The following is a 13,688-nucleotide window of genomic DNA, read 5'->3' on the forward strand; positions in this document are numbered from 1 at the left end:
GTGAGTGCGGCATCGGTCCACGGAGCGGAATCGGTGAGGTACGCGCGTGCCGGGGAACCGAACTGCACGGTGGCGTCGTCGCGCCAGAGCGGGGGAGCGGAGGGATCGAGTCGGAGCATGCCCCGATGATGGACCGCCGACGAGGTCCGCGACCGTTCTCCCCAGGGAGCGTGCGTGCGCAACCCCCTGGGGAGGAGGGTTCAGACCGGTCGCTGGTCCCCGGGGGTCGGGTCCTCGTCGTCGTCGGTTCCGGACGTGTTCGACGGCGGCGCCGCATCGGGCGAGTCGCCGCGCGCGGCATCCCGGTCGGCGGCGGTCTCTTCGGCGATGAGCTGGGCGAGGGCATCGTCCATGGCATCCGACGGGGCCGACTCGCCGCGCGACGTGGCCGTGAGCCGGGCGACGAGGCCCGCGGGGTCGTCGATGTCCTGGGCGGAGGGCATGAGGTCGGGGTAGTCCCACAGGGCGTCGCGACCCGCGACGCCGACGGCGTCGGTGACGGCGCGCCACATCGCCGCGGCCTCGCGCATGCGACGCGGGCGCAGCTCGAGCCCCACGAGCGAGCCGAGTGCCTGCTCGGCGGGCCCACCCACGGCGCGGCGGCGGCGGACGGCCTCGGCGATGCGAGCTGCCGAGGGCAGCCGTGACGTCGCGTCCTCGGTGACGACGTCGACCCAGCCCTCGATCGTCGCGAGCAGGTTCTCGAGCCGGGTCAGCGCCGCGGTCTGCTCCTCGGACCGCTGCGGCAGCAGCGCCCCGCTCTCAAGGGCGCTGCGCAGTTCTTCGGGCTGGGAGGGGTCGAACCGTGCCGCCATCTCTTCGAGGGCGTCGGTGTCGACGCGGATGCCGTGGGCGAAGTCGCGCACCTGCGAGATGACGTGCAGGCGGAGCCACCGGGCGTGCCGGAACAGGCGCGCGTGGGCCAGCTCGCGAGTGGCGAGATACAGCGCCAGCTGGTCCTCGGGGATCTCGAGGTCGCGGCCGAAGTCGGCGAAGTTCTGCGGCAGGATCGCCGCGTCGCCGTCGGGCATGACGGGGATGCCGACATCCCCACCGCCGACGACCTCGGTGGAGAGGCGACCGACGACGTGGCCGAGCTGCGTAGCGAAGAGCGAGCCGCCGACCGTGCGCATCAGGCGTCCGGCGCCCGCGATCATCTCCTGCATGTCGTCGGGGGCTTGCTGACCGAGAGCGTCGGTGAGCGCGTCCGCGATGCTGGTGGCGACGGGTTCGGCCAGCTCCTGCCAGACCGGGAGCGTGGCGGTGACCCACGCGCCGCGCGTCACGACCTTCGGGGGATGGGGAAGGTCGGCGATCGTCGTCGCCTCGCCCAGCCACAGGGCGGAGAGCGAGAACGCCTGATCCAGGTCGGTGCGCTGACCCGCCGAGACGCCGAGGCCGTCCTGGTTGGCGATGTGCAGGGCCTGCCGTTCGGCGAGGCTCCAGTCGATGCCGTCCTGCGCCCCCGAGAAGGCGCCCTGCAGCTGATTCATGACCGCCTGCATCATCGCCGGGTCGATCCGCATCCCGGACAGGCGCGAGAGCTGTTCGGGATCCAAGCCCGAGGTGTCGCCGGACATCAGGCGCCGCATGAGCTCCTGGAACTCCTCCTCGGGGCTCCGGTCGTCGTCTGCCACTTCAGCCGCCTTTCAGCCGGGTCAGGGGGAACGCGATCTACGCTAGTCGCACGTTTCCTCGCTTCCCTCGGCTCGGCTCCACGCCGCTTACGCCGCGCGCGAACGACCCGGCAAAGGTAGGACCCGTGACCCTGTTCGACGAGAACGTCTCCGTCGTGCCCGCCCCGCGGCGGCGCCGGAGCCGATCGACGGTGTTCGGGCTGTGGTCCCTAGCCGTGGCCACCCTCATCCTGTTCGTGCTCACCTTCCTGCCGTCGCCGTACGTGATCCAGCAGCCGGGGCCCGTTCTGAACACCCTCGGCACCTCGCCCAACGCGGACGGCGAGGAGGTTCCCCTCATCACGGTCCCGAACGAAGAGGACACTCCTTCGGCGGGCCAGCTCGACCTGTTGACCGTCCAGGTGAACGGCAACCGCGAACGCACCCCCAGCTGGCTCGAACTGGCACTGGCCTGGTTCGATCCGTCACGGGCGGTCGTGCCGGTGGACCGCATCTTCCCGTCGGGTCAATCCACCGAGCAGCGCAACACCGAGAACGCAGCGCTCATGAGCGACTCGCAACTCGAGGCCTCCGCCGCCGCGCTGCGTGCGCTGGATTACGACGTGCCGCAGGACATCGTCGTCGGGACCGTCGACGACGCCGGCGCCGCGGCGGGCATGCTCGAGCTCGGTGACATCATCACCTCTGTCGACGGGACGCCCGTGACCACCGTCGACGAGGTCCGGTCCGCCGTCCAGACGGGTGCCGGCGCGCCCGTCAGCCTGGCTATCGACCGCAACGGTGCCGAGAGCTCGGTGTCGGTCACCCCGCGGCTCAGCGACGTCAACGGTCAGCAGCAGTGGCTGCTCGGGGTCGGGCTGTCACTCGGTTTCGACCTCCCCGTCGACGTCAAGATCCAGATCAACAACGTCGGCGGCCCGAGCGCCGGCATGATGTTCGCGCTCGGCATCATCGACAAGATGTCGCCCGGCGATCTGACCGGGGGGCAGCACATCGCCGGCACCGGCACGATCGACGCCGCCGGGAACGTCGGCGGCATCGGCGGCATCCGTCAGAAGCTCTACGGAGCCCGGGATGCCGGTGCGACCTGGTTCCTCGCGCCTCGGGCGAACTGCGGCGAGGTGGTCGGGCACGTGCCCGACGGCATCCGGGTCTTCTCGGTCTCGACCCTCCAGGATTCCCTGAAGGTCCTGGAGACCATCCGCGACGAGGGAGACCTCGATGCCCTGCCGACGTGCGACGCGACGAGTGTCGCGGGTTCGTAGCATCCACGGCTTTCCCCCAGAGGGCGACGCCTAGGATGGACGGGTGACCACGACCTCAGCGCCGAACCAGGCCACGCCCCCGAATCGTTCTCGACGAATCATCTCGATCTCGCTGGCGGTCATCGCCGTGCTGGTCGTGGCCTTCTTCGTCTTCGCGAACCTCTACGCCGACTGGATGTGGTTCTCGCAGCTGGGCTTCACCGAGGTGCTGACCACGCAGTGGATCGCACGCACGGTGATGTTCGCCGTGGGCTTCCTCGCGATGGCGGTGCCGGTGTGGGGCGCGATCCAGCTCGCTTACCGCCTGCGGCCCGTGTACGCGCGGTTGAGCTCGCAGCTCGACCGCTACCAAGAGGTCGTGGAGCCGCTGCGGCGCCTCGCGATGTGGGGCATCCCGGTGTTCTTCGGATTCTTCGCCGGGTTCGCCGCGTCCGCGCAGTGGGAGACGACCTGGCTGTGGTTCAACGGGGTCACCACGTCGACGACCGACCCGCAGTTCGGCATCGACACCGGCTTCTACCTCTTCGCGTTGCCGTTCTACACCACGGCCCTCGGCTTCGCTTCGGCCGTCGTCCTGGTCTGCCTGCTGCTGACGGCGGTCGTGTCGTACTTGTACGGCTCCGTGCGCGTCGGGCAGCGCGAGCTGCGCATCTCCAAGGCCGCACGCATCCAGCTCGCCGTGCTGGCGGGCCTGTACCTGCTGCTGCAGGGCGGGAGCTTGTGGCTCGACCGCTACACGACCCTGATCAGCCAGGAGGACCGCATCACCGGTCCCGGGTACGTCGGGGTCAACGCCGTCATCCCCGGTCAGACGATCCTTGCCATCGCCGCCGTCATCGTGGCCGTCGCGTTCTTCGTCACCGCGATCATCGGCCGCTGGCGCTACCCCCTGATCGCCACCGCGCTGCTGGTGGTCTCGGCGATCGTCGTCGGTGCGGCCATCCCGTGGGCCGTCACGACCTTCCAGGTGCGACCCAACCAGCTCGCGCTCGAGAGTCAGTACTACCAGCGCAACATCGACAGCACGAAGGCCGCCTACGGCATCGACGGCGTCGAGAAAGAGAACTTCGAAGCGACGACGACGGCCCAGGCCGGCCAGTTGCGCAACGACGCCGCCTCGACCGCGCAGCTGCGCATCATGGACCCCGCCATCATCGGTCCCACGGTGCGTCAGCTCGAGCAGTACCGCGCGTACTACCAGTTCGCCAATCCGCTCGACGTCGACCGCTACCAGATCAAGGGTCAGACCCAGGATGCCGTCGTGGCCCTGCGCGAGCTGAACATCGGTCAGCTCGGCGACGCCGCGACGTGGCAGAACAGCACCCTGGTCTACACCCACGGCTACGGCATGGTGGCTGCGGCGGGCAACGAGCGCACCGACGACGGCGACCCCGTCTTCCTCGAGCAGGCGATCCCGGGCACCGGGTTCCTGACCGACCTCAACTACGAGCCCCGCGTCTACTTCGGCGAGCAGTCGCCGCCGTACTCGATCGTCGGCGGCCCCGAGGGCGGCGAGGACATCGAGCTGGATTACCCGATCGGCGCCGACGGCGGCACGGAGACGCGCACGACCTTCCGCGGTGACGGCGGGCCCAGCGTCGGCAACGTCTTCACGCGCCTCATCTACGCCCTGAAGTTCCAGTCCGAGCAGATCCTGTTCTCGGACTACGTGAACCAGGACTCGCAGATCCTCTACGACCGCAATCCCAAGGATCGCGTGCAGAAGGTCGCTCCGTACCTGACGCTCGACAGCGACCCGTACCCGACGGTCGTGGACGGCCGCATCAAGTGGGTCATCGACGGGTACACGACGAGCGCGAACTACCCCTACTCCTCGAGCGTGTCGCTCTCGCGGGCGATCACCGACTCGAACACCCCCTCGCCGACGTACTCGCTCGACAACATCAACTACATCCGCAACTCGGTCAAGGCGACCGTGGACGCCTACGACGGCAAGGTCACGCTGTACGCGTGGGACGACCAGGACCCGGTCCTGCAGGCGTGGCAGAAGGTGTACCCGACCAGCCTCCAGCCGTGGAGCGAGATGTCGGCCGACCTGATGAGCCATGTGCGCTACCCGACCGACCTGATGAAGGTGCAGCGTTCGATGCTCGGCGTCTACCACGTCGACGACGCCCGCTCGTTCTTCCAGCAGGACAACCGCTGGACCACGCCGAACGACCCGCAGGACCCCAACACCCTGCAGCCGCCGTACTACCTGACCATGAAGATGCCGAGTCAGGACGCCCCGACGTACTCGATGTTCACGAGTTTCATCCCGGCATCCCAGGGCGGTCAGGCGCGCAACGTGCTCACGGGCTACCTGGCCGTCGACTCCAATGCGGGCGACCAGCAGGGGACGAAGCGCGAGGACTACGGACGATTGCGCATGCTCGTGATCGATGCGGCCACGACGGTGCCCGGACCGGGTCAGGTGCAGAACACCTTCGACTCCGACACCGCGGTCTCGTCGCAGATCAACATCCTGCAGCAGGGACAATCGCAGGTGCTCAACGGCAACCTGCTGACGCTCCCCGTCGGCGGTGGTCTGCTCTACGTGCAGCCCGTGTTCGTGCAGTCCTCCGGTGGCACGCAGCTCCCGCAGCTGCGGCGCGTGCTGGTGGCCTTCGGAGACAAGATCGCGTTCGAGAACACCCTGAGCGAAGCGCTGGACGCCCTGTTCGGCGGTGACTCCGGTGCCGATACCGGAGACGAGGCGGTGACCCCCACCGATCAGACCGACCCGGGCGGGGGAGGCACGACGGCTCCGACCGCACCCGCGGGCGACTACGCGGCGGCGCTGGCCGAGGCGCAGGCGGCGCTCACGGCGCGCCAGGCAGCCCTCACCAGCGGCGACCTCGCCGGGTTCGCCACGCAGGACGCGCGACTGACCGCGGCCGTGCAGCGCCTCATCGAGCTGCAGGACCAGGGACAGGGCGGAGGCGCCACGCCGGAGCCGACTCCGGCGGGCTGACCCCCGCTGCCGATGCAGAGACGCCGCCGCCCCTCGGGACGCCGGCGTCTCTCGTCGTTTGCGGCCGCGAGCCACCCGCCGAGAACCGGCCGCGGGGTCAGGCGGTCAGGAACCACCACCAGATCAGCAGCATCGTCGTGCCGAATCCGGCGATCTGGTTGAGCCAGAGGAAGCGGTTCCATCCGGCGGTGGCAGAGTCGGAGGTGGCATCCGTCACGTTCCGGTACGGCCAGCAGACCACGAGGTAGGGGAGCACGAGCAGCGCGGCGAGGGGGCCGGGCCACGCGGTGGCGAGCATCGCGACGCCCGCGAGAGCGTAGGAGACCAGAGCGAACCGCACGGTCCACCGAGCGCCGCGCGCGGTGGCGATCGAGGAGATGTCGGCAGCGCGATCGGCTTCGACGTCCTGCACGGCGCCGAAGGCGTGCGAGGCGATGCCCCACAGCGCGAAGGCGATGATCACGACGACGAGCTGCCACGTCCACACGGCACCGGCCAGGACGAGGCCGTACACCGCGGGCGAGAAGAAGTGGATGCTGCTGGTGATCGAGTCGGCGAACGGCCGCTCCTTCAAGCGCAGCGGCGGTGCGGAGTAGAAGACGACGAAGAACAGGCTCAGTGCCAGCACGAGCCACGACACCGGCGACCCGACGACCACGAGGAACACCACGAACGGCAGGCACGACAGCGCCGAGGCCCACAGCGTGATCGGGTGCATGCGCTTGGCGAGGACGGCGCCGTGCGTCCCGCCCTTGCGGGGGTTCCTCAGATCGGATTCGTAGTCGAAGACGTCGTTCACGCCGTACATCGCGAGGTTGTAGGGCACGAGGAAGAATAGGATGCCGACGATGAGCACCGCGTCGAGCTGACGCGTCGTGAGCAGGTAGGCGGCGGCGAAGGGGAACGCCGTGTTGATCCAGCTGACCGGGCGCGACGACACGAAGAGCTCGCGCAGGATGCGACCGGGGGTGAGAGCAGCGGGGGTGGTCATGCGGGTTCCCTCCGAGCGGAGACGAGCGTGAAGATCGCGGGGATGAGAAACGCCGCGCAGACGGGATAGGCGAAGTCCTCGAGCGGGGCCAGACCGATCCGGAGGCCGCTGAGGTGTTCCGCCGGATACGAGAACAGGTCGACCGCGATCATGACGTTGTCGAAGACGGCCGTGAGCAGCACGAGCGCCAGAGCCGTCCACGCCGACGCGCGCATGCGGCGGCGGAAGCCCGGCCGACGGGCGCTGAGGAGAGTCACGACGACGGTCACGACCACGAACGGCAGGAGGATGACGGGGTACGTCACGGGGCGGACTCCTCGACGTCGTCGCGGGTCCGGTGCGCGGCATCCCGCCGGCGTCGCGCTCGCTCGAACACCGTCCACAGCACGAGCGCGAGATAGCTGAGGAAGAGGAGGAAGAACAGCTCCTCCAGGGGGAGGTGCGGCGCCAGGTCGATGCCCACGAACAGCGGGCTGTCGCCCTTGACGAACACCCCGGTGAGGATGCCGACGGCATCCCACGCGAGGAAGAACGCCGTTCCCAGGCCCACCGCGAGAGCGGTGCGCCCCGGGGCGGTGCGCAGCGCGAGGCCGTATTTCAGATCGATCGCGATCATGCCGGCCAGCGAGAACAGGATCGCGCCCAGGTAGATCCCGGGCACCTCAGACCGCCGCGCGGGCCGGCTCGTTCAGGGGCCCCGCGGTACGGTCGCCCGTCATCCGCTTGACCACGAGCTCCGCCGAGATCAGGCACATCGGAAGACCGATGCCCGGCAGCACGGACGTTCCCGCGTAATACAGGTTCGACACCTTGCGGGAGCGGTTCTTCGGGCGGAAGATCGCGCTCTGACCGAGCGTGTGGGCCAGACCGAGCGAGTTGCCGTGCCACGCGTGCAGGTCCGTGGCGAAGTCCTCGGGCGCGATGGTCCGGCGCACCACGATGCGCTCGGCGAAGTCCGGGATGCCGGCCCACTCGCCGATCTGCGCGATCACCCGGTCGGCCGCGGCTTCGATGCGGGCATCGCCGGAGCGGTCGACGCCGCCGCGACCGCTGACCGGGTCCGCGGGCACGGGTACGAGGACGAAGAGGTTCTCGAAGCCCTCGGGAGCCACGGTGTCGTCGGATGCGCTGGGGCGGCACACGTAGATCGAGGCCGGATCCGGGATGCGCTTGTTCTCGCCAAAGATCGCGTCGAAGTTCGTGTGCCAGTCGTCGGTGAAGAGGAGTGTGTGGTGCGTGAGCTGGGGGAGCTCGCCCGTGACCCCGAGCAGGAGCAGCAGTGCACCCGGGCTGGGCACGCGGTCCTTCCACCACGTCTCGGGATACTGGCGATCGCCCTCCTCGAGGAGCTGCGTCTCGGTGTGGTGGAGGTCGGCGCCCGACACCACGGCATCCGCGGACACGACCCGACCGTCCGCCAGCCGCACCCCGCGCGCGATGCCGCCGTCGGTGATGATCGACTCGACGGGGGCGCTGGTCTCGATCTGCACACCGCGCTCGCGCGCCAGGCGCTCGATCGCGGCGATGATCTCGGTGAACCCGCCGCGGGGGTACAGCACGCCGTCGCCCAGATCGAGGTGGCTCATGAGGTGGTACAGGCTCGGCACCTCGAACGGCGAACCGCCGAGGAACACCGAGGGGTAGGCGAGGATCTGCTGCAGCCGCGGGTTCGAGAAGTCGCGGGTGACGCGCTTCCACAGCGTCTGGGTCAGCAGCGGGACGAGTGTCGGCAGCCGCTTGACGAGAGCGGGGTCGCGCAGGCCCTGGGTCGACGAGTAGGTGTCGTAGAGGAACTTCGACGTCGACAGCTCGTAGGCGTCCTTCGCGGAGTCGAGGTAGGCATCGACCTTGTCGCCCGATCCGGGCTCGTGCTCCTCGAACAGGGCGCGTACGGCGTCGCGGCCGGACACGACGTCGATCGGCTCTCCCTTTCCGGGAGGGCCGTAGACGCGGTACGCGGGATCCAGGCGCACGAGGTCGAGTTGCTCGGCGGCGCTGGTGCCCAGCAGGCGGAAGAAGTGGTCGAACACTTCGGGCATGAGATACCAGCTCGGCCCCGTATCGAATCGGAAACCTTCGCTCTCCCAGGAGCCGGCACGCCCGCCGAGCTGATCGCGCCCCTCGAACAGGTGCACGTCGTGTCCCTGGTCGGCGAGCAGGGCGGCGGTGCCGAGACCGGCGATGCCACCTCCGACGACGACGATGCGTTGCGAGGTCATGCGTGGGCCCCTTTCGGTGGGCGTCCGAGGAAGGCGCGCGCGGCGAGCGTCGCCTTCACACCGTCGGGTACACGGACGCGCGGCGCGCCCGCGGGAGTGCGACGCAGGCGCCGCGAGAGTTCGGCGAACAGGTCGTGCGCAGCGGTCACCGCGCGACGGCAGTCCGGCGGCAGGAACGGGACCGTGGCGGCGGCGGCGGCGAGGTCGGCGTCGATCCGGTCGAGAACCGCGATGCGTCGCTCGTCACCCGCTGCGCCGTCGAGGTAGTCGCGGCCGAGGCGGACGGCGTCGTCGTCGAGGTCGCGCAAGAAGTTGACGTCCTGGAACGCCGCCCCCAGACGCCGGGCACCGTCGACGAGGTCGGCGGCGGGCCGTGCCGGAGCCGACATCCCGGCGTTGAGGAACACCTGGAGGCACATGAGGCCCACGACCTCCGCCGATCCGTACACGTACGCGTCGTGCGAGGCGTCGTCGTGCGCGGCGGTGTCCAGGTCGGTCCGCATCGAGGCGAAGAAGGGGGCGATGAGGTCGTCGCCGATGCCGCACTCGCGCGCCGTGCGGGCGAAGGCATGCACGACGAGGTTCGCGCTGAAGCCTGAGGCGATGGCATCCCGCACCTCGACCTCGAGCGCGTCGAGCGCCGCACGTTCCTGGGCGGGGGAGAGCCCGGCGTCGTGCGCGGGGCCGTCGACGATCTCGTCGGCGACCCGCACCAGGGCGTAGATGTTCCGCACGTGGGGTCGGGGGCGCGGGCCGAGCAGACGGCAGGCCAGAGCGAATGACGTCGAGTATCGGTTGATGACCGCAGCGGCGGCGTCGTCGGCCGTGCGCGAATACAGTTCGAGCCCGGTGGCGCTTGCGCTCACGGGACGCGCCCCTGGACGGCGTCGACGAGGTCGTGCAGCATGTCGCGGCACTCGTCGGGGAGCGTGGAGGCCGTGACGATCGCGCGGGCTTCGTCGAGCGTCTCACGCACAAGGCCTTCGAGTCGCGCACGCGCACCGGACGCGCTCAACGCGCGCTGCGCCGCGCGGATGGCGACGGGCCCCGTGTGAGCCTGGGAGAGCGCTTCGTTCACTTCGGGCCAGGACTCGGTTTCGCGTGCCAGGACGATCAGGTGCGTCTTCTTGGCCTCGCGCAGGTCGCATCCCTCGTCCTTGCCGGACACCTCGGACGACCCGAACGCGCCGATCAGGTCGTCGACGAGCTGATAGGCGAGCCCGAGCCGCTGCCCGAACCGCTCGAGAGCGGCGCGCACCGGACGGTCGGCGCCGGCGAGCACAGCCCCGGCCTCGAGCGGCGCCGAGAAGGAGTAGACCGCGGTCTTGTCGTGCGTCGTGCGCAGGATCGTGTCGGCATCGACCTCGTCCGCCGACACGGCGTTCTCGACGTCGGCGAGTTCGCCCGCGGCCGAGATCAAGACGGCGTCCTCGACGAGACGCAGCAACTCCCCCCGGACCCCGGACGGCAGATCGGCGAGGGCGACGAGACGCCCCGCCTCGTGCAGCAGCAGGTCGCCGGCGAGGATACCGGCGGCGTCCCCGAGCAGTGCGGCGCCGACGTCGTCCGCTCCGCGTTCGCGACCGCGCGCGCGGAACTCGCCGCCGACATTGGCCACGCCGCGCCGCTCGGTGTCGTGGTCGATGACGTCGTCGTGGACGACGAAGGCCGTGTGCAGCAGTTCGAACGCGGCGGCGACCTGGTAGACGGCGGTTCGGTCGCTCTCGCGGCCGCGCAGCGTGTCGAATGCGGCGACGACGAGCAGCGGCCGGAAGCGCTTTCCTCCCTCGGCAGAACGGGCGATGGCGGATGCCAGGGCGCGGGCGCCGTCTCCGTGTCCGTGGAGTCGCCGGGCCAGTCGCGCGATCACGGTGTCGATCGCGTCGTCGATGGCGGCGCGCGCGGTCGGCGTCGTGGAGAGTGCGATCATGACGCCGCCCTGATGGCAGCCGGGGGCGCGAAGAGGTGAAGCTGCTGGGCCTGGAGGACGAGCCACGGGCTGAAGGCCCAGGGTGTCGCCTCGAGTGCCGCAGCCAGGTCGGCGGGATCGACCCAGCGGGACTCGGCGACTTCTGCCGGGTTCTCGCGCGGTTCTTCGTCGGTGCGGGCGACATACACCGGGCAGATCTCGTGCTCGACGATGCCGCTGGCATCGACGGCGCGGTAGCGGAAGAGAGGGAGGGCGAGTTCGACGTCGCGGATCGTCAGACCCACCTCGAAGGCGGCACGACGGTGGACGGCCTGCAGGACGGGCTCGGAGGGGGCGGGGTGGCCGCAGAAGGAGTTCGTCCAGACGCCGGGCCAGGTCTTCTTCTCCAGCGCTCGACGCGTCACCAGAACCTGGCCGGCGGCGTTCACGACGTGGCAGGAAAGGCCAGATGGAGCGCCGTGTCGGTGCCGTGCACGCTCGCCTTGGGAGCGGTGCCGATTTCGTTGCCCCGGTCGTCCAGGAGGACGACATACTCGGTCTCGCTCATCGTGCCTCCTATTTGCTAGTTTAGCTAGCGATGTCTGCCGACTATATCCAGAGCGCCACGGGGGTGTCCACCGCGCCCGCCGGTAACCCGTTCTCTGGTACGAGAACCGGGGTGCTTCGCGCCCTGGAATCGGTCCGGGCCCTGAGTGATGCTCTCGACCGCATGAACAGCGGAATGAAGGGCGACATGGACATGAACGCCAGTGACTTGGCGACTCTGCGCATGCTGATCATCCGCGAGCAGCGCGGTGAGATGGTGAGCCCACACGACGTCGCCTCGCACTTGCGCATCTCCACGGCATCCACGACCAAGCTCCTAGATCGTCTCGCCGCCGCGGGGCACCTCGAACGACGGCCCCACCCCTCGGACGGCCGCGCCCGCGTGGTCGCGCTCACGCCCAAGTCGCGGAAGGAGTTCTTCCGCCACTTCGGCGGGCACCTCGCGGCGATGCGCGATGTCGCCGAGAAGTACTCCGACGACGAACTGGCCACGATCGCGGCGTTCATCGACGAGCTCGGCATCGCCATCAGCGAGCGCGAGTAAGCGCGCCTCGCGCCACGCGCAGGCCGACATCGTCGAACACCGCGCGCGGACTCGCGCCGCGTCGAGCCGCGGCGCGCACCACAGCCCGGGCATCGCTCCACCCCCCACCCCGGAAGACCCGGGTGTCTCCCGTGTCGGGGTCGAACAGATCCCAGCACCACTCCGAGACGTTCCCGAGAATGTCGAAGAGACCGTGGAGGTTGGGCAGGCGTCCGCCGACTTCGACGGGGCCGCGGAGCCCGTCGCCCGCAGTCCAGGCGATCTCGGCGATCGGCCCGTAGGTCGAGCCGGTCGATCCCGCGCGGCAGGCGTACTCCCATTCGTCCTCGGTCGGAAGGCGGAACCCGTCGGCGTCGGTGTCCCAGTCGACGACCTCACCGTCATAGGAGTAGACCGGGTCGAGTCCCTCCCACTCGGAAAGGGCGTTGCAGAATCGCACCGCGCGCAGCCAGCTGACCTGGACAGCGGGCCGACGCGGGTTCTGCGCCGTGACCCCCACGATCTCGGCCATCTGCTCCTCGGTGACCGGGTACACCGCGATCTCGAACGCGTCGACCTCGATCTCGCGTCGTTCCGCCCCGCGCTGATCGCCCCGCAGGACCCGTCCCGCCGGAATCCGAGCCATCTCGACGTCGTTCATCCGAGCTCCACCATCCACAGGTCACTGTCGCCGGTGAGGAACAGGCGCCGTTCCCCGGTATCGAACGTGCAGTTGCTCACCAGGTGCGGCGTGGGAATGAGACCCAGGCGTGCGCCCGCGTCGTCGACGATCACGACACCGGCCGCGCTGCTGATCCACAGCCATCCGCGGTGGTCGATCGCGAACCCGTCCGGGATGCCGGCATCCACCGTCGCGAACGTCCGTGGGGCGCCGAGGGTCTCTCCGTCCCAGCTGCAGGCGACGACGCTGGGCAGTCCGTCTTGGTGGGATTCCGCGATGTAGAGGGTCGTCTCGTCGGGGCTGAAACCCAGGCCGTTCGGAGCGTCGAGGTCGATCATGCGCTGCAGGGCGTGTCCTTCGCGGGAGCGGTACACGCTCTGGTGGCCGAGGGCTGATTCGGCCGGATACCCCTCGCGCGGATCGGAGATGCCGTAGGACGGGTCGGTGAACCACACGGCGCCTGCGGAGTCGACGACGAGGTCGTTCGGCGAGTTCAACGGCTTGCCGTCGTACGCGTCGACCATCACGTGGGTGCCGCGGTCGTCGGTGCGGCTGAGCGCGCGGCGGCCGTGCTCCGCGTGCAACAGGCGACCCTCGGCATCCACTGCGTTGCCGTTGGAGAAGGCCGACGGGTCGACGACGGCCACGACGCTGCCGTCTTCCCGCCAGCCGAGGGTGCGACGGCCCACCACGTCGCTGAAGACGAGCATCCGCTCGCGCTCCCACCACACCGGCCCTTCGGCCCACGTGGCGTCCGAGTTGAGCGAGAGCAGCCTGGCTTCGGGGGCGATGACGGCCCGTAGGCGGTCGTCGTAGACGCGCGGCGGGGCGACGTCGACGGGGGAGGGTTCCCGAGGCGGCTGGAGGACGCGTCCGTCGATAATCGAGTCAGTCTCGTCTGTCGGTCCATGTGCTCAGTCA

At 69.7% G+C, this 13,688-nt stretch carries 12 protein-coding genes and 1 pseudogene; 3 read left to right on the plus strand and 10 right to left on the minus strand.

The window, feature by feature from the left end; translation table 11 throughout:
* Window positions 1-200 precede the first annotated feature (200 nt).
* Window positions 201-1,637, minus strand: coding sequence for a zinc-dependent metalloprotease (locus AC3E6M_RS07305; RefSeq protein WP_490529462.1), 1,437 nt, complete (start codon window positions 1,635-1,637; stop codon window positions 201-203).
* Window positions 1,638-1,762: 125 nt separating this feature from the next.
* Between AC3E6M_RS07305 and AC3E6M_RS07310 the strand changes: the two genes are divergently transcribed.
* Entirely contained in the window at window positions 1,763-2,902 is a 1,140-nt protein-coding gene (locus AC3E6M_RS07310) for a YlbL family protein (protein WP_490529463.1), read from the plus strand.
* Window positions 2,903-2,945: 43 nt separating this feature from the next.
* A complete protein-coding gene (locus tag AC3E6M_RS07315; protein ID WP_138172819.1) occupies window positions 2,946-5,876 on the plus strand; it encodes a UPF0182 family membrane protein in 2,931 nt (976 codons plus the stop codon).
* A 97-nt stretch (window positions 5,877-5,973) separates the two neighbouring features.
* Here AC3E6M_RS07315 and AC3E6M_RS07320 read toward each other — a convergent pair whose 3' ends face one another.
* The 7 genes and pseudogenes from AC3E6M_RS07320 to idi all read right to left on the minus strand — a co-directional run bounded on the left by AC3E6M_RS07320 (window position 5,974) and on the right by idi (window position 11,563).
* The gene (locus AC3E6M_RS07320) at window positions 5,974-6,867 is read right to left on the minus strand and encodes a prenyltransferase (protein ID WP_138172818.1); all 894 of its coding nucleotides are present in this window, start codon (window positions 6,865-6,867) and stop codon (window positions 5,974-5,976) included.
* Window positions 6,864-7,172: a lycopene cyclase domain-containing protein gene (locus AC3E6M_RS07325; RefSeq protein WP_138172817.1), complete on the minus strand. Its 309-nt coding sequence runs from the start codon at window positions 7,170-7,172 to the stop codon at window positions 6,864-6,866. The genes AC3E6M_RS07320 and AC3E6M_RS07325 overlap by 4 nt, the downstream gene beginning before the upstream one ends.
* Window positions 7,169-7,528: a lycopene cyclase domain-containing protein gene (locus AC3E6M_RS07330; protein ID WP_490529464.1), complete on the minus strand. Its 360-nt coding sequence runs from the start codon at window positions 7,526-7,528 to the stop codon at window positions 7,169-7,171. Before AC3E6M_RS07330 ends, AC3E6M_RS07325 begins: the two co-directional genes overlap by 4 nt.
* 1 nt (window position 7,529) lies before the next feature.
* On the minus strand, window positions 7,530-9,086 hold the full coding sequence (crtI, locus tag AC3E6M_RS07335) for a phytoene desaturase family protein (protein WP_490529465.1): 1,557 nt from the start codon (window positions 9,084-9,086) through the stop codon (window positions 7,530-7,532).
* Window positions 9,083-9,952 (minus strand): phytoene/squalene synthase family protein, encoded by an 870-nt coding sequence (locus AC3E6M_RS07340; RefSeq protein ID WP_138172814.1) that lies wholly within the window; start codon window positions 9,950-9,952, stop codon window positions 9,083-9,085. Before AC3E6M_RS07340 ends, crtI begins: the two co-directional genes overlap by 4 nt.
* Window positions 9,949-11,016, minus strand: a complete 1,068-nt coding sequence (locus AC3E6M_RS07345; protein WP_490529467.1) for a polyprenyl synthetase family protein — start codon at window positions 11,014-11,016, stop codon at window positions 9,949-9,951. Before AC3E6M_RS07345 ends, AC3E6M_RS07340 begins: the two co-directional genes overlap by 4 nt.
* Window positions 11,013-11,563: pseudogene (gene idi / locus AC3E6M_RS07350) on the minus strand (isopentenyl-diphosphate Delta-isomerase). The gene AC3E6M_RS07345 and the pseudogene idi overlap by 4 nt, the downstream one beginning before the upstream one ends.
* 30 nt (window positions 11,564-11,593) lie before the next feature.
* Between idi and AC3E6M_RS07355 the strand changes: the two are divergent.
* Entirely contained in the window at window positions 11,594-12,106 is a 513-nt protein-coding gene (locus AC3E6M_RS07355; RefSeq protein WP_138172811.1) for a MarR family winged helix-turn-helix transcriptional regulator, read from the plus strand.
* Here AC3E6M_RS07355 and AC3E6M_RS07360 read toward each other — a convergent pair.
* Together AC3E6M_RS07360 and AC3E6M_RS07365 are read right to left on the minus strand one after the other, a co-directional pair.
* Window positions 12,090-12,746, minus strand: coding sequence for a formylglycine-generating enzyme family protein (locus tag AC3E6M_RS07360; protein WP_138172810.1), 657 nt, complete (start codon window positions 12,744-12,746; stop codon window positions 12,090-12,092). The two genes, AC3E6M_RS07355 and AC3E6M_RS07360, sit on opposite strands and share 17 nt — an antisense overlap.
* The gene (locus AC3E6M_RS07365) at window positions 12,743-13,651 is read right to left on the minus strand and encodes an SMP-30/gluconolactonase/LRE family protein (RefSeq protein ID WP_490529642.1); all 909 of its coding nucleotides are present in this window, start codon (window positions 13,649-13,651) and stop codon (window positions 12,743-12,745) included. Before AC3E6M_RS07365 ends, AC3E6M_RS07360 begins: the two co-directional genes overlap by 4 nt.
* Window positions 13,652-13,688: the final 37 nt, after the last annotated feature.

This window comes from Microbacterium sp. SCPM-O-B-15248 (M128) (assembly GCF_058214835.1).